This window comes from Denitratisoma sp. agr-D3 (assembly GCF_054658675.1).
The window spans coordinates 111,029-125,944 of record NZ_BAAGIA010000002.1; the positions used below are offsets into that span (position 1 = coordinate 111,029).

Annotated in this window: 14 protein-coding genes; all 14 read left to right on the top strand. The window is 63.0% G+C overall.

Features of this window, described 5'->3' with window-relative positions; translation table 11 throughout:
• The first annotated feature begins 75 nt into the window (after positions 1–75).
• The 14 genes from ACYQ2U_RS05525 to ACYQ2U_RS05590 all read left to right on the top strand — a co-directional run bounded on the left by ACYQ2U_RS05525 (position 76) and on the right by ACYQ2U_RS05590 (position 14,859).
• On the top strand, positions 76–2,277 hold the full coding sequence (locus ACYQ2U_RS05525; RefSeq protein ID WP_459949353.1) for a UvrD-helicase domain-containing protein: 2,202 nt from the start codon (positions 76–78) through the stop codon (positions 2,275–2,277).
• Positions 2,277–3,083: a 3-oxoadipate enol-lactonase gene (gene pcaD, locus ACYQ2U_RS05530; protein WP_459949354.1), complete on the top strand. Its 807-nt coding sequence runs from the start codon at positions 2,277–2,279 to the stop codon at positions 3,081–3,083. Before ACYQ2U_RS05525 ends, pcaD begins: the two co-directional genes overlap by 1 nt.
• Before the next feature lie 102 nt (positions 3,084–3,185).
• Positions 3,186–3,533, top strand: coding sequence for a hypothetical protein (locus tag ACYQ2U_RS05535; protein ID WP_459949355.1), 348 nt, complete (start codon positions 3,186–3,188; stop codon positions 3,531–3,533).
• Between the two features lie 110 nt (positions 3,534–3,643).
• Positions 3,644–4,945, top strand: a complete 1,302-nt coding sequence (locus ACYQ2U_RS05540; RefSeq protein ID WP_459949356.1) for a TolC family protein — start codon at positions 3,644–3,646, stop codon at positions 4,943–4,945.
• Positions 4,942–6,135 (top strand): efflux RND transporter periplasmic adaptor subunit, encoded by a 1,194-nt coding sequence (locus ACYQ2U_RS05545; protein WP_459949357.1) that lies wholly within the window; start codon positions 4,942–4,944, stop codon positions 6,133–6,135. Before ACYQ2U_RS05540 ends, ACYQ2U_RS05545 begins: the two co-directional genes overlap by 4 nt.
• Before the next feature lie 12 nt (positions 6,136–6,147).
• Entirely contained in the window at positions 6,148–9,255 is a 3,108-nt protein-coding gene (locus ACYQ2U_RS05550) for an efflux RND transporter permease subunit (RefSeq protein WP_459949358.1), read from the top strand.
• 78 nt (positions 9,256–9,333) lie between these two features.
• Positions 9,334–9,693 (top strand): P-II family nitrogen regulator, encoded by a 360-nt coding sequence (locus ACYQ2U_RS05555; protein WP_459949359.1) that lies wholly within the window; start codon positions 9,334–9,336, stop codon positions 9,691–9,693.
• 722 nt (positions 9,694–10,415) lie between these two features.
• A complete protein-coding gene (locus ACYQ2U_RS05560) occupies positions 10,416–11,105 on the top strand; it encodes a hypothetical protein (protein ID WP_459949360.1) in 690 nt (229 codons plus the stop codon).
• An 83-nt stretch (positions 11,106–11,188) separates the two neighbouring features.
• Positions 11,189–11,824, top strand: a complete 636-nt coding sequence (locus ACYQ2U_RS05565) for a hypothetical protein (RefSeq protein WP_459949361.1) — start codon at positions 11,189–11,191, stop codon at positions 11,822–11,824.
• Between the two features lie 65 nt (positions 11,825–11,889).
• The gene (locus tag ACYQ2U_RS05570; RefSeq protein ID WP_459949362.1) at positions 11,890–12,234 is read left to right on the top strand and encodes a ribonuclease E inhibitor RraB; all 345 of its coding nucleotides are present in this window, start codon (positions 11,890–11,892) and stop codon (positions 12,232–12,234) included.
• A 98-nt stretch (positions 12,235–12,332) separates the two neighbouring features.
• Positions 12,333–12,704 carry an iron chaperone gene (locus ACYQ2U_RS05575; RefSeq protein WP_459949363.1) on the top strand — a complete coding sequence of 124 codons (372 nt, stop codon included), beginning with the start codon at positions 12,333–12,335 and terminating at the stop codon, positions 12,702–12,704.
• 77 nt (positions 12,705–12,781) lie between these two features.
• Entirely contained in the window at positions 12,782–13,366 is a 585-nt protein-coding gene (locus ACYQ2U_RS05580) for a hypothetical protein (RefSeq protein ID WP_459949364.1), read from the top strand.
• A 64-nt stretch (positions 13,367–13,430) separates the two neighbouring features.
• Positions 13,431–14,129, top strand: coding sequence for a hypothetical protein (locus ACYQ2U_RS05585; protein WP_459949365.1), 699 nt, complete (start codon positions 13,431–13,433; stop codon positions 14,127–14,129).
• Positions 14,130–14,193: 64 nt separating this feature from the next.
• Positions 14,194–14,859: a hypothetical protein gene (locus ACYQ2U_RS05590; RefSeq protein ID WP_459949366.1), complete on the top strand. Its 666-nt coding sequence runs from the start codon at positions 14,194–14,196 to the stop codon at positions 14,857–14,859.
• Positions 14,860–14,916 lie beyond the last annotated feature (57 nt).

Consider the following 14,916-nt stretch of genomic DNA (forward strand, 5'->3'; position numbering starts at 1 on the left):
GACCCTCGTCACGTTTTGCGGCATAGCAACAACTATGTCTTATACATGACCCCGCCCTCTCTATAATTCCGCCCCATGTCTGATCTTCTCTCCGGCCTCAATCCCGAACAGCTGGCCGCCGTCACCCTGCCGCCCCAGCACGGCCTGATCCTGGCCGGCGCTGGGTCGGGCAAAACCCGGGTGCTAACCACCCGCATCGCCTGGCTGCTGTCCACCCGGCAGGTGACGCCCCAGGGCATCCTGGCGGTCACCTTCACCAATAAAGCCGCCAAGGAAATGCTGACCCGGCTCACCTCCATGCTGCCCATCAACACCCGGGGCATGTGGATCGGCACCTTCCACGGCCTGTGCAATCGCCTGCTGCGGGCCCACTACAAGGAAGCCGGGCTGCCACAACTGTTCCAGATCCTCGACACCGCCGACCAGCAGGCCGCCATCAAGCGCCTGCTCAAGGCCTTGAACGTAGACGACGAGAAGTTCCCGCCCCGGGATTTGCAGTACTTCATCAACGCCCAGAAGGAACAGGGCCTGCGCCCCGCCGCCGTGGAAGCCTGGGACGACTGGAGCCGTCGCCGGGTGGAGCTGTACGCCGCCTATGAGGCCCAGTGCCAGAAGGAAGGGGTGGTGGATTTCGCCGAACTGCTGCTGCGCAGCTACGAGCTGCTGGAACGCAACGAACCCCTGCGCCGCCACTACCAGGAGCGGTTCAAGCACATCCTCGTTGATGAATTTCAGGATACGAACGTCCTGCAATACCGCTGGCTCAAGCTGCTGGCCGGCGAGAGCGCCTGTTTGTTCTGCGTCGGCGACGACGACCAAAGTATTTACGCCTTCCGTGGCGCCGAAGTGGGCAATATGCGCGACTTCGAGCGGGAATACCGGGTGCAGAACGTGATCCGCCTGGAGCAGAACTACCGTTCCCACGGCAACATCCTCGACGCCGCCAACGCCATCATCAAGAACAACACCGCCCGCCTCGGCAAGAACCTATGGACCGACGCCGGCGCCGGCGAGCCCATTCGCGTTTACGAATCCGCCTCGGACCTGGAAGAAGCCCGCTGGATCGTCGAAGAGGTCAAGGCCCTGGCCCGGGACGGCCATGCCCGCCGGGAGATCGCCCTGCTCTACCGCAGCAACGCCCAATCCCGCGTCCTTGAACATGCCCTATTCAACGCCGGCCTGCCCTACCGGGTCTATGGCGGTCTGCGCTTTTTCGAGCGGCAGGAAATCAAGCACGCCCTCGCCTACCTGCGCCTGATCGCCAACAGCGACGACGACACCGCCTTCGCCCGGGTGGTGAACTTTCCCACCCGGGGCATCGGCGCCCGTAGCCTGGAACAATTGCAGGATGCCGCCATGAGCGCCGGCAGTAGCCTGTTCGGCGCCATTCCCCTGGTGCCGGGCAAGGCCGGGGCTTCCCTGGCCACCTTCGCCCAGCTCATCCACAAGATGCGCGAAGCCATGGACCTGCCCTTGCAGGAACTGGTGGAACACGTGGTGGAGCTATCCGGCCTGCGCAGCCACTACCAGAACGAACGGGAAGGCGAAGACCGTCTCGCCAACCTGGACGAACTGGTGAATGCCGCCGCCGGTTTCGTCGCCGAGGAAGGCAACGTCGGCGAGGAAGGAGAACTCTCCGCCGACCTCGCCGCCTTCCTTACCCATGCCGCCCTGGAAGCCGGCGAACACCAGGCCGGCGAACAGGACGACGCCCTGCAACTGATGACCGTGCACTCCGCCAAGGGCCTGGAATTCAACATGGTCTTCCTGAGCGGCCTGGAGGAAGGGCTGTTCCCCCACGAAAACTCCGCCATGGAGGAAAAGGGCCTGGAAGAGGAACGCCGCCTCATGTACGTGGCCGTCACCCGCGCCCGTCAGCGGCTGTATCTCTCTTTCGCCCAGACCCGCATGCTCCACGGCCAGACCCGCTACAACGTGCCCTCCCGCTTCCTCGACGAAATTCCCGAAGGCCTGCTCAAGTGGCTCACGCCCAAGGCCAAGAAGGGTTTCGGCGGCGGTTACGAGCGCAGCCATGGCGGCGACTACGGCGACGATTACAACCAGGTAGCCGAAGCCAGCAGTTATCGCGGACGCCGCGAAACAACGAGTGGCGGACGCGGCTTCCACATCGGCCAGACCGTCATGCACGCCAAGTTCGGCCTCGGCGTCATCGTCAATGCCGAGGGCGGTGGCAGCGACGCCAAGGTGCAGGTCAATTTCGGCAGCCACGGCATGAAATGGCTGGCCCTGGCCATCGCCAAGCTGGAGCCGGTGTAATGCCCATCGCCCAACTCCCCGGCGTGGACCTGCACTACGAAGTGAGCAGCCAGGATGCACCGTTGCCCTGGCTGACCCTGGCCCATTCCCTCGCCGCCGACCACACCATGTGGGACACCCAGGTGGAAGCCCTGGCCGGCCAATTCCGCATCCTGCGCTACGACCTGCGCGGTCATGGCCGCAGCAGCGTGCCCCCCTCGCCGTGGACCTTTGCCGACCTGGTGCACGACGTACTGGCCCTGTGGGACCACCTGGGCATCGCCCGTTCCCACTTCGTCGGCCTTTCCATCGGCGGCATGATCGGCCAATACCTGGCCCTGGACGCCCCGCAACGCCTGGACCGGCTGGTGTTGTGCAGCACCAGCAGCGGCTACGGCGGCAACCGCGAAGCCGTGGCCAAGCTCTGGGAACAACGCATCGCCCAAGCCAGCAGCGCCGGCCTGGACGCCATGGTGGACGGCACCCTGGGGCGCTGGTTCACCGAGCCCTACCGCCTTGAAGCCAAGGAGGAAATGGCTCGCATCGGCGGTCTCATCGCCGCCACCCCCGTGGCCGGCTACGCCGCCTGCGGCCGCCTGGTCGCCAGCCTGGACACCACGGACCGCCTGCCCGCCATCGCCACGCCCACCCTGGTGCTGGTGGGCGACGAAGACGCCGGCACCCCGCCAGCCATGGCCGAGGCCATCGCCGCCGCCATCCCCGGCAGCCGCCTGGAAGTCCTGCCCCAAGCCAGCCACCTGCTCAACATCGAGCAGGCCGAACTGTTCAACGCCCTGCTGGATGCCTTCCTCGCGCCAGCGTCCTGACGCATCCCGCACTCCTCCTTTGGCAGTAGGTACGCGGATCTGGCGAGCTTATTGCGTAAGCTGAAGGAACTTTCACCGCGACGCAGCAGTCAGTCCCCCGCCATGATGTCCATTCCCGCCCCCTTCCGCCGCCTGATCGCCCGCCTCCTGGCGGCAACCCTGCTCGTGGTGGGCCTATTGGACCCGTCCGCCGTACTGGCGGAGACCCTGCAAGATCATGCACCGCAACAGTGCGCCTCCCTGATGGCCGATCCCCACCCCGCACCGCCGGTAACCCTGACCGACGTCGACCTGGGGGACTCGGCCGGCGACCTGGAACAACTGCTGCGTCCCAGCAGCCTCGCCGTCCTGCCCCCTCCCCTCCCCCGTCTGGCCTTTCTTCCCCCCGCGACCGGCAGCGTGCCCGTCGTCGTCGCCCCCCTCCTGCGCCCGCCCATTTTCCGCGCCTGAAGCCCGCTGCTTGCCATTGGAATACCCCTTGGCATAGCCCTTGCGGACGAGACCGTTGAACCCTCGGTTCAACGGGCCCCGTTCTCTCTTCAGACCTTTCGGAAGTCGCCATGAATCGCCCAACCATCACGCTGTCGCGTGCCCGGTTCCGCCTCTGCTGCGGAGCGCTGGCCTGTGCCCTGCTGCTCCCGGCGGCCCAGGCCGAGGACAAGACCGCTGCCCGCTACAGCCTGCAACAACTCACCGCCCTGGCCCTGGAGAACAACCGGGGCCTGCACGCCGCCGCCGACCAGGTGGACGCCGCCCGGGCCGGCATCGACACCGCCCGGGCCTTTCCCAACCCGGAACTGGAAGCCCTGCGCGGCACCCAGCGCGCGCGCCTGCCCGGCACCACCGAGGGCGACACCAAGGGCGTTTGGGTCACCCAGCGCCTGGAATACCCCTGGGTCCGCAGCGCCCGTATCGACGCCGCCGACGCCGGCTACGACGCCGCCCGCTCGGAACAGCAACTGACCCGCAACGAACTGCTGGCCCGGCTGCGCTACCGCTTCTACGAACTGCTGCGACAGGAGGCCGAGCTCAAGGCTGCCCGGGAAGACCAGGACACCATGGGCCAGATCGCCAAGCGCATCCAGCTCAAGGTGGACAGCGGCGAGTCGCCCCGTTTCGAGGCCATCAAGGCCGACACCGAACTGCTCAACGCACGCAAGGTAGCCCAGAGCGCCGAGCTGCGCATCCGTCAGACCCGCGCCGTGCTGCGCCAATTGGTGGGCGCCGCCCTGCCGGCGGGTTTTGAGGTGGCGGGCAGTTTGGAAACGCCGGCCCCGGTGCCGGCCCTGGACGCCCTGCGCAACGAGCTGCTGGAGCGCAACCCCGAGTTGGCGCGGATGCGCGCCCTGACCCGCCAGGCGGAAAGCCTGCGCGACCACGAAAGCCGCCAGCGCTGGCCGGCCCTGGCGCTCAAGGGCGGCTACGACCAGACCCCGGACAACCGCGACACCCGCCTCGGCCTGGTACTCACCGTACCGATCTGGGATTGGCGCGGCGGCCCCGTGGCGGAAGCCACGGCGCGCCTGGCCAAGGCCCGCAACGAGGAAGCCTTCGGCGAATTCACGCTGCTGCAAAACCTGGAAACCGCCTGGCAGCAATGGCAGATCGCCACGGCCCAGGTCGGCGCCCTGGAGTCGGGCATCGTCAAGCAGGCCGAGGCCGCCCTCAAGGTGGCCGAAGCCGCCTACCGCTACGGCGAGCGCGGCATCCTTGAATACCTGGACGCCCAGCGGGTCTACCGCGCCGCCCGCAACGAACTCATCGCCGCCCGCTTCGACCAGCAGGTGGCCGCCATCGAAATCGATCGCTTGCGGGCCGCCCCCGCCGAAGCGAACACCGCCGTCAAAGGAAACGCCCCATGAGCACGCCCGTCCTGCTCCCCCGCCTGTTGGCCATCGTCCTCGCCTGTAGCCTGGGCATCGCCGGCTGCGACAAGGAAAAGCCCGAAGCCGTCAGCAACGCGCCGGCCCCCGACCCCAATCTGGTGACGGCCCCCGACAGCCTGCTCAAGGTACTCAAAGTGGCCGAAACCGGCACCGCCCCGGTCAGCGAAACCCTGCGCGTCGCCGGTCGTATCGACTTCGACGAACAACGGGTGGCCCGCATCGGCGCCCCCGTCACCGGCCGCGTCATGGAACTGCTGGCCAACCCCGGCGACCCGGTAAAGCAGGGCCAGCCCCTGGCCCAGTTGCATAGCGTCGAGCTGGGCAACGCCCAACTGGCCTACGTCAAGGCCGCCGCCCAGGCCAAGCTGCAAGCCCAGAACGCCGAACGGGCGCGGCTGCTGTTCAAGTCCGACGTGATCGGCGCCGCCGAATTGCAGCGGCGCGAATCGGAACACGCCATCGCCCAGGCCGAGCAACGCGCCGCCGCCGACCAGTTGCGCGTATTGGGCGTCTCGGCCAAGTCCCTCGACACCATGGCCAGCAGCGGCGGCATCAACTCCGTCTCGCCGGTGGTCGCCACCCTGTCGGGCATCGTGGTGGAACGCAAGGTGGCCAAGGGCCAGGTGGTGCAACCCGCCGACGCCCTGTACACCGTGGCCGACCTGTCCCGGGTATGGGCCATCGCCCAGGTGCCGGAAGCGGAAAGCAGCGCCGTCAAGGTGGGCCAGACCGTGGAGGTGGAAGTGCCCGCCCTGGGCAACGGCCCCCTCACCGGCAAGCTGATTTTCGTCAGCGACATCGTGAACCCGGAAACCCGCACGGTGACCGTGCGCACCGAGATGGAAAACCCCCATCGCGACCTCAAGCCGGCCATGCTGGCCACCATGCTGATCCAGTCGCGGCCCCAGGAACGCCTGGTGGTGCCGGCCGCCGCCGTGGTGCGCGAGGACAACGACGACTACGTCTACGTCGCCACCAGCGACAAGCAGTTCCGCCTGACCCGGGTCAAGCTGGGCAGCGAGCACAAGGGCTTGCGTGTCGTCGAAACGGGCCTCAAGCCCGGCGACAAGGTGGTGGTGGAAGGCGCCTTTCACCTCAACAACGAGCGCAAGCGGGCCGAACTGGAAGGTGCCGCCCCCGCCGCCGAAACGCCGGCCGGCCATTAACGGAGAGACACCATGATTGAGAGTCTTGTCCGTACCGCCCTCCAGCAGCGGCTGGTGGTAGCGGTCATCGCCGTGGTGTTGCTGGCCTTCGGCCTCAACGCCGCGCGCAAGTTGTCGGTGGATGCCTTCCCCGACGTGACCAACGTCCAGGTGCAGATCGCCGCCGAGGCGCCGGGGCGCTCCCCCGAGGAAGTGGAGCGCTTCGTCACCGTGCCCCTGGAAATCGCCATGACCGGCCTGCCCGGGCTGACGGAAATGCGTTCCCTCAACAAGCCCGGCCTGTCCCTGATCACCCTGGTGTTCACCGACGAAACCGACGTGTACTTCGCCCGGCAACTGGTGATGGAGCGCCTGATGGAGGTGGGCGGCCGCATGCCCAGCGGCGTGACGCCGGTGCTGGGGCCCGTGTCCACCGGCCTGGGCGAGGTGTACCAATACACCCTGGACCGGCCCGACGACGGCAACCGGGAACTGACCGAGAAGGAACTCACCGAGCGCCGCATCGTCCAGGACTGGGTGGTGCGCCCCCTGCTGCGTTCCATTCCCGGCGTGGCGGAAATCAATTCCCAGGGCGGCTTCGAGAAACAGTACCAGGTGCTGGTCAGCCCCGACCGGCTGCGTCACTACCAGCTCACCATCCAGCAAGTGTACGAGGCCCTGGCCCGCAACAACGCCAACTCCGGTGGCGGCGTGCTGCCCCGCTACGCCGAGCAATACCTGATCCGCGGCGTCGGCCTGATCAAGGACCTGGACGACGTGGGCGCCATCGTGCTCAAGGAAGTGGGCGGAACGCCGGTGTACATCCGCGACGTAGCTGAGGTGAAGATCGGCGCCGGCACCCGCGCCGGGGCGGTGGTGAAGAACGGCGTGACCGAATCCGTCGGCGGCGTGGTGATGATGATCCGCGCCGGCAACGCCAAGGAGATCGTCTCCCGCATCAAGGAACGGGTGGCCGAGATCAACGCCAAGGGCATGCTGCCCGACGGCCTCAAGATCGTGCCCTACTACGACCGCTCCGAGCTGGTGGACGCCGCCATCCACACCGTGGTCAAGGTGCTGCTGGAGGGCGTGGTGTTCGTGGTCGCCATTCTCATCATCTTCCTCGGCGACATCCGCTCCGCCGTGGTGGTGGTGGCGACCCTGGTGCTGACGCCCTTGATGACCTTCCTGGTGATGAACCACTACGGCCTCTCCGCCAACCTCATGTCCCTGGGCGGCCTCGCCATCGCCATCGGCCTGATGGTGGACGGCTCGGTGGTGGTGGTGGAAAACGCCTTCGCCCACCTGGGTCGCAACGAAGCGGGCGAATCCCGGGTGCGGGTGATTTTCAACGCGGTGAAGGAAGTGGCGACGCCGGTGATCTTCGGCGTCGGCATCATCATCCTGGTGTTCCTGCCGCTGATGACCCTGGAGGGCATGGAGGGCAAGATGTTCGCGCCCCTGGCCTACACCATCGCCATCGCCCTGTTCATCTCCCTGGTGCTGTCCCTCACCCTGTCGCCGGTGCTGTCCTCCTACCTGCTCAAGGTGGAAGTGGGCCACGGCGACCACGAGACCAAGGCCATCGCCAAGATGAAGCAGCCCTATCTCAAGCTGCTGCACTGGGCCCTGGCCAACCAGAAAAAAACCCTCATGGCCGCCGCCGGCCTGCTGCTGTTCACCCTGGCCCTGTTCCCCTTCCTCGGCACCGCCTTCATTCCCGAAATGAAGGAAGGCTCCGTGGTGCCGGGCATCAACCGGGTGCCCAACATCTCGCTGGAGGAATCCATCAAGATGGAAATGGAGGCCATGCGCCTGGTGATGCAGGTGCCCGGCGTCAAGTCCGCCGTGTCCGGCGTCGGTCGCGGCGAATCGCCGGCCGACCCCCAGGGCCAGAACGAATCCACCCCCATCGTCAGCCTCAAGCCCCGCGACGAATGGCCCCGGGGCTGGACCCAGGACGACATCGCCGAACAGATGCGGGAAAAGCTCAAGGCCCTGCCCGGCGTGCAGATCGTCATGGCCCAGCCGATCTCGGACCGGGTCGATGAAATGGTCACCGGCGTCCGTTCCGACGTGGCGATCAAGGTCTTCGGCGACGACCTCGACACCCTCAAGAAAAAGGCCGAGGAAATCGCCAAGGTGGCCCAGGGCATCCAGGGCGCCGAGGACTTGCGCGTCGAGCGGGTAACCGGCCAGCAGTACCTGTCCATCGACATCGACCGCCAGGCCATCGCCCGCTACGGCCTCAACGCCAGCGACGTGCACGACGTGATCGAAACCGCCATCGGCGGCAAGGAAGCCACCCAGATCTTCGAGGGCGAACGCCGCTTTGCCGGCGTGGTGCGCCTGCCCGAGCGCTTCCGCAACGACGTGGAGGCGATCCGCAACCTGATCGTGTCCGCCCCCAACGGCGCCCAGGTGAACCTGGAATCCATCGCCAAGATCCAGGTGCTGGACGGCCCTTCCCAGATCAGCCGCGAGCTGGGCAAGCGCCGCATCGTGGTCGGGGTGAACGTGAAGAACCGCGACCTGGGCGGCTTCGTCGCCGAGTTGCAGCAGAAGGTGGAAAAGAAGGTGAAGCTGCCCGAGGGCTACTACCTCGAATGGGGCGGCCAGTTCCAGAACATGGAACGGGCCCTGGGCCACTTGGCGGTGATCGTGCCGGTGACCATCGGCGCCATCTTCTTCCTGCTGTTCCTGCTGTTCGGCTCGGTGAAAATGGCCGGCCTCATCATCCTGGTGCTGCCCTTCGCCTCCCTCGGCGGCGTGATCGCCCTCTTCCTCACCGGCGAATATCTGTCGGTGCCGGCCTCGGTGGGCTTCATCGCCCTATGGGGCATCGCCGTGCTCAACGGCGTGGTGCTGGTCAGCTACATCCGCAACCTGCGCCAGGAAGGCTATTCCGTCGCCGACGCCGTGGTGCACGGCGCCACCCAGCGCTTCCGCCCGGTGATGATGACCGCCACCGTGGCCCTGCTGGGCCTGATCCCCTTCCTCTTCGCCACCGGCCCCGGCTCGGAAGTGCAGCGCCCCCTCGCCATCGTGGTGATCGGCGGCCTCATCACCTCCACCCTGCTCACCCTGGTGATGCTGCCCACCCTGTACAAGTGGTTCGACGAGGAACCCGTGGAAACCTGACCCGTCGCTCCCTGCCCCCACGGGCAGGGAGCACGACCGCGCAATTTGATCGACAATACGCCGACCGTGAGAGCCGCCATGAAAGAAATCAAAGCCATCATCCGTCCCAACAAACTGCCCGCCCTGCGCGAGGCCCTGCGCAGCGTGCCCGGTTTTCCCGGCATGACCGTGAGCAAGGCAGAGGGCCTGTCCGCCCCGGAACGGGTCGGGCCGGGCAAGAGCAGCATCAAGGAAGAACTGACCGACTACACCGCCAAGACCCGGATCGAGATCGTCGCCCCCGACGAACTGACCGATCAGATCGTGGACCGCATCGTCGCCGTGGCCAACACCGGCCACATCGGCGACGGCCTGGTCTGGGTCACCCCCATCGACCGGGCCGTGTTCGTACACAAAGTGATGCCGGGCGCCGAGGCGGTGAAGGATTATCCGAAGTAGGCACACGCCCGCAAACGATCCTTCGCCAAGCAAAAAAGAAAGGCCTCCATATGGAGGCCTTTCTCATTGGGTCGCCGTGGACTTCATAAAAATACTGTGTTTATATGCAAGCCTTTACATGACAAACGGGAAGAGGTCCATGTGTCCAATCATCTCTTTACTTCCCGTTTTGTCGTCTACAACACGTTAGGCCTATGGCGACAATGACAATTCTTGAGGCTGTCACTCTTGCAATTGCTGTTCTAGGAGCAGTGCTTGGTCTCATTAACACCTGGCATCAGCTAGATCGCACGCGCGTAAAGTTGAAGGTCGTGCCCAAGCACGCAATACCTTACGGGGCCGCAGATGCCAGGCTAACCTTCTGCATTGAAATTACAAATCTCAGTGCGTTTGCGGTTACCGTTGAAGAAGCTGGTGTTTTCTACAAAGGCACAGACTCACGTGGTGCATACACTCAGCCCATCCTTATCGACAACAGACCTTGGCCTCGTAGACTCGAATCCCGCGAGTCCGTCACCGTCTATGGTCAACCACCGTCAGTGAAGCCGGGGCATCCTCTGAAGTGTGCCTACGCCCGTACCGCATGTGGCGTAGTACGTCGGGGCAGTAGTCCGGCCTTTAGGCAGTTGGCTGCAAATGCGGCCTAACCCTTCGCTCGAGACGACCTGCGCAAAAAGCTGCACAGGCGCCTCAATTCCACGTTATGCATCGGAGATTCATCTATGGAACTAGCGCCGCAGGTTGAAGACTTAGCGAAGGCGATTCAAAGCCTTCCGTCGCTGCTGGACGCCGTATCTACGTTACCTCTGTCCGGGTGGATTGTTCTCGTCGCATTTTTTCTCTGGCTCTTGGCGAACAAGAATATTCCCCGCGTTTTCGATGTACTTGAACGAAAGGAAAAGCGACGGCTTGAGCAGTTTGATGCTTACGTTTCATCGCCAAACTCTGGTGACGCAAACACAATTAAGGTAATCCAAGACCTCAGGGATGCTCACTATTTCAAGATAGCCACAGGCATATACGCTGAAAGTCGTGTCCGGAATGCTTTCATCAAGTTGCATGAAGCGACTTCCCACCTCATTACATGGCGCCATATTTGTCGAGCGCATCCTTACCTGAAGGTTGCTGCGGATGAAACCGTTACAGTCAGAGAGTTGGATTTTTCTGAAAAACTCAGTTACTGGTACAACCAGCTATCCGCGTATTTTTTCTTGCTTCTCTCCGCAACGTTAATCAGCCTTGTCATTCTCTCCGGGAGCAAAACTCTAACGTCGTTCTCCTATGGCTTTGGCGGTGGAATCGTGTCGGCACTATTCGCCATGTTCATCTTTTCGCAGAATTGGCCCGTCCATGCAGCAAAGAAAATTGCTAAAGAGCTTGAAGGTCACCGGAGTGCAGGCCCCGATGCATAACCCTGCGGTTCGCTGGATGCTGCGCGATAAAGCCACGCAGCACCAGTGACCTTCACGTTAGCCCCCCGACATTTTTCCTTCATATGCCGCCAGCAGAACTAAAAGAATGGATCACTCTTACTAAGGATGCCTTGCTTGGTGTAGCGGCATTTATTACCACCATCGTTGCTGTCTACGGTGCGCTGATATGGAAGCGCGAGATGGCGGGAAAAGAGATTTATGCTGCAACGAAGACTCTGATCATGGAAAGCCATCTTCTCACCACGGCGACAAATCAGGCACGACGTCCGATTCAAGACCATGAACGAAAGGCGTTCTCTGCTGAGGAGATTAAGCAGACGACAGAAAATGAAAGATGGCGCGTATCTGAAGCCGATGCCTACAAGATGCGAATGAATGCCTTATCTCTTGCCAGAGAAAGATATCAAAGCGCATTACTTGAGGTTCGAGTGCTTGTCGGAACGAAGGTCTATCTTGGTTTTATTGACTTCGGTGAACTCGTAACGGAGGTAGTCCGTCGTATAGGAAACTACATTACTCTACTGCAAGACCACACAAAGATAGTTCTGCCAGAATCGCCTGAGGTTCAGGAAGCGTTGCGTGGTTTGTGTTCGTACGACGATAACTCCGATGAGCTTTCTTTGAAAATTGGCTATGCTCGTCTAGACGGAGAAAAGCACTTGCTTCCCTTTTTGCATCGAAAGAGTATCCGTGGCTAACCCATCATTCCACCGGACCTGCGCAAAAAGCCGCGCAGGCCGGTTATCTCCACTTTAGGTGCTTCATGCCCATCATCGACACGCTGCTAACTGCCGCTTACGAAGACACTCAACTACTCATCAAGAACGATGCGCTCGGTGACGATTTCTCTGTGCCAAGAGATGTTGATTTTGTATTACGAACAAAAGAGAAGGAAAAGGCAGAAACCATTTCATTGTTTGTTCAGGACAACCAGTACGGTGTCCCACGCATCGAAGAAGTAGAAGGTGACTTTCGAATCGTTGTGACAATTCATATGCCGATCACGCAGCAAGTGCTCTGCTCCGTATCTGGCCTAATGGGATGCCTCTCTGAAATATTCGGCGCTGAGTACGATGGGTGGGGCTGTGTCATTCAGCGGCACACCTAACCTCTCAGCCAACCGGACACCCAGCAAGCTGAGCTTTGGGGGGCCTCTCCTCTGGATTTTCGGCGTGGTTGCCTCCAAAGTTAGCCTCGCCTAACCCCATGCCGGCAAGAGAAAAATTCTGCTCCCACGAGGAATACATTGCCGCCGCCGCTCCTGACGTCCAGGAGATACTGCGGGCAGTGCAGGCGGTGGTTGAAGCCAACCTGCCCGATGCGCAACGCTGCATCGGCTACGGCATGCCCGCCTACCGTCACGGCAAGATCTTTTTCTACTTCGCCGCCTTCAAGCACCATCTGGGCATTTATCCGCCGCTGCGGGCGGATGCGGCATTGGTGCGCGAGCTTGCGCCCTATCGGAACGAGAAGGGGAATCTCGCCTTCCGGTACAAGGAACCGATTCCCTACGCCCTGATCGCCAGGGTGGCCGTGGCGCTCCACGATCAGTACGCCACGGGCCACGAGGACACCTAGCCATACCAATGCACTGACTGCGCTTGGCCTGGTGCGGCGACGGCCATGGCGCGACTTGTTGCGCGCCTGGTCGTATCATGTCGGTCGTCATGGGTTCATACCGTCTTTCCCCACTGCAAATGGTTGTTGGCGCGGCGGCCATCGTCGCCCCGGTGCTGCACTCCGTCACGGACGTGATGGAGTGGTATCAAGGCGGGTTCTCGACGCCACAGCTTTGGCTGAACTACCTGGCCTTCCTGCCGATGTGTTGGTTGCTGTTGGGCGTGTACGTTATCCAGCAAAAGCGCCTCGGCTACGCGGCCCTCGTGGGGGCACTGCTTTACAGCGTCTCCTTCGCTTATTTCACCCACTCAACGCTGTACGCCTTGGCGCTACATGTTGCCGACTATGAAACCCTTTGGCGTGGTCTCGGTACGACCTATACGGTTCACGGCGGATTCATGGTCGTCGGCGGCCTTCTCTTTGCCTGGGAGGCCTATCGCGCCAGCAATCTGCCACGGATTGCGGTTCTGCTCTTCGCTGGCGGCCTGTTGTTGAATCTCGTCCTCACGGGATTGCCGACCCCCGACCTGATGCAAACCCTTGGCACGGGGCTGCGCAATGCCGGTCTGGTGGGCATGGGCCATGCCATCCTTTTCCGCCGCACGCCGGATGGGGCCTGACCTTGCCGTGGGCCCGTTCGGCGATGACACGCCAACCTTCCTTTCCGCCTTTTCCTGATCGCCCATGAGACTTTCCCGCCTGGTCCGTTTCTCCCTGCTCATCCTGTCCATCCTCGGCGCATCCAACACCTTGGCCCAGCCGGCGTTTCAGCTTTCCTCCAAGTTTTACGAGGTCAGTTTTATCCAGGGAAACGTCTGGAAGGGGCAGCATCGTTTTGGCAAGGTCTTTTGTCTGACCTTTCCCCGCAGCGCTGAGGCGGAAAGCCTGGCCGAGGCCCTGTACAACAACAATACCCTCTACTTCAGCCGTGCCGCATACAAGGACCAGACGGCCCTGTACGTCGCCACTTCCATGGTGCCTGTCGGACGCACCGCCGAGGTGGAGATTGGCAACCTGGCCGCGCAGAACCAAAGGAATGTGGACGCCTACCCCGCCAACTTCGCCCAACGCCAGCTCACGGGGGTGCTGGGGCCCTCGCTGGTCCTGACGATACGCAACTCCACCGAGGGGGCCAAGGGCTCGCCGTTCCCCTTCGCCCGCTCGATCGCGAACCGACCGGATGGCCTGCTTTACTCCCTGTCCGTTCACCGGCTCTTCGTGCATGGCCGAGACCGCATCGAGGTGGCCGGGCTGCGCTACTTCAAGACGCCGCTGGGCCCTGAGGGAGAAGCGGACGCCGTGGCGGAATTGTCGAATCTCGTCGAGGCCGCCGCCGACTCCCTGCAATCCTGCACGGCCAGCCTGCCGACCCAGGCGCCCTAGCCTGGCGCGATTGACGGCACGCAAACCCGCCACGGCATTTCCCTTCACCATGAGACGACCCGCCATGAAAACAATACGACTGCTGCTGCCCTGCCTGCTGATTCCCCTGGCCCAGAACGTCGGCGCGCAGGAAGCAAAGTCCGGGGCGAATACCAACCCGGTCCTGGAAGAACGGCTGAAGAACGCGCAGGTGAAGGAAACCCAGCTCAGCAACGGGGCGGTGATCCGGGAAGTCCGCGTTGCCGGCAGCCTGCAACCGAACGTCGACCTGGGGTGCGTTACGATGAAGGAAGTCACCAGCGAATTCAATCCGCCTGCCCTGCTGTACGCGGCCAAGCAATGCATCAAGGCGCAGGAATACGCAAAGGCGTGGGCCTTGCTGACCACCGGCTACGGCTTTGCCTATTACGACTTGAAACGGCTGGCGGATAAATCCACCCAGGGGGCCAGGACGGTACTCATCATGAATACCTTCGCCGACTTGACGAAGGAGGAAAGGGAACAGTCGTCGAGGACGAGCAAGGAGATCCAGGCCGATCCCGAACAGGTCAAGGTCTACTGCGCGGAGCTGACGAGAATCGGACCGCCCAGCTACGAACCCCAATGGGCCATTCTTCACGGCATCGGCGCCTACCAGGAGCCACGCAACGGCCACTACCTGACGAACGTGGACACCAAGGCCCTGTGGCAAGAAGTGCTGCGGAACCGCTGCACGCCGACGCAATCCTGATCCGGTGCCGCCAGGGGCCACCGGGGCGAAGCAACCCGATGCAATCCGGGTGCGGGT

Coding starts and splice junctions, on each gene's coding strand:
- ACYQ2U_RS05585 (WP_459949365.1), top strand. CDS start 13,431: ATGAGACTTTCCCGCCTGGTCCGTTTCTCCCTGCTCATCCTGTCCATC.
- ACYQ2U_RS05580 (WP_459949364.1), top strand. CDS start 12,782: ATGTCGGTCGTCATGGGTTCATACCGTCTTTCCCCACTGCAAATGGTT.
- ACYQ2U_RS05545 (WP_459949357.1), top strand. CDS start 4,942: ATGAGCACGCCCGTCCTGCTCCCCCGCCTGTTGGCCATCGTCCTCGCC.
- ACYQ2U_RS05590 (WP_459949366.1), top strand. CDS start 14,194: ATGAAAACAATACGACTGCTGCTGCCCTGCCTGCTGATTCCCCTGGCC.
- ACYQ2U_RS05535 (WP_459949355.1), top strand. CDS start 3,186: ATGATGTCCATTCCCGCCCCCTTCCGCCGCCTGATCGCCCGCCTCCTG.
- pcaD (WP_459949354.1), top strand. CDS start 2,277: ATGCCCATCGCCCAACTCCCCGGCGTGGACCTGCACTACGAAGTGAGC.
- ACYQ2U_RS05540 (WP_459949356.1), top strand. CDS start 3,644: ATGAATCGCCCAACCATCACGCTGTCGCGTGCCCGGTTCCGCCTCTGC.
- ACYQ2U_RS05550 (WP_459949358.1), top strand. CDS start 6,148: ATGATTGAGAGTCTTGTCCGTACCGCCCTCCAGCAGCGGCTGGTGGTA.
- ACYQ2U_RS05560 (WP_459949360.1), top strand. CDS start 10,416: ATGGAACTAGCGCCGCAGGTTGAAGACTTAGCGAAGGCGATTCAAAGC.
- ACYQ2U_RS05525 (WP_459949353.1), top strand. CDS start 76: ATGTCTGATCTTCTCTCCGGCCTCAATCCCGAACAGCTGGCCGCCGTC.
- ACYQ2U_RS05575 (WP_459949363.1), top strand. CDS start 12,333: ATGCCGGCAAGAGAAAAATTCTGCTCCCACGAGGAATACATTGCCGCC.
- ACYQ2U_RS05555 (WP_459949359.1), top strand. CDS start 9,334: ATGAAAGAAATCAAAGCCATCATCCGTCCCAACAAACTGCCCGCCCTG.
- ACYQ2U_RS05565 (WP_459949361.1), top strand. CDS start 11,189: ATGCCGCCAGCAGAACTAAAAGAATGGATCACTCTTACTAAGGATGCC.
- ACYQ2U_RS05570 (WP_459949362.1), top strand. CDS start 11,890: ATGCCCATCATCGACACGCTGCTAACTGCCGCTTACGAAGACACTCAA.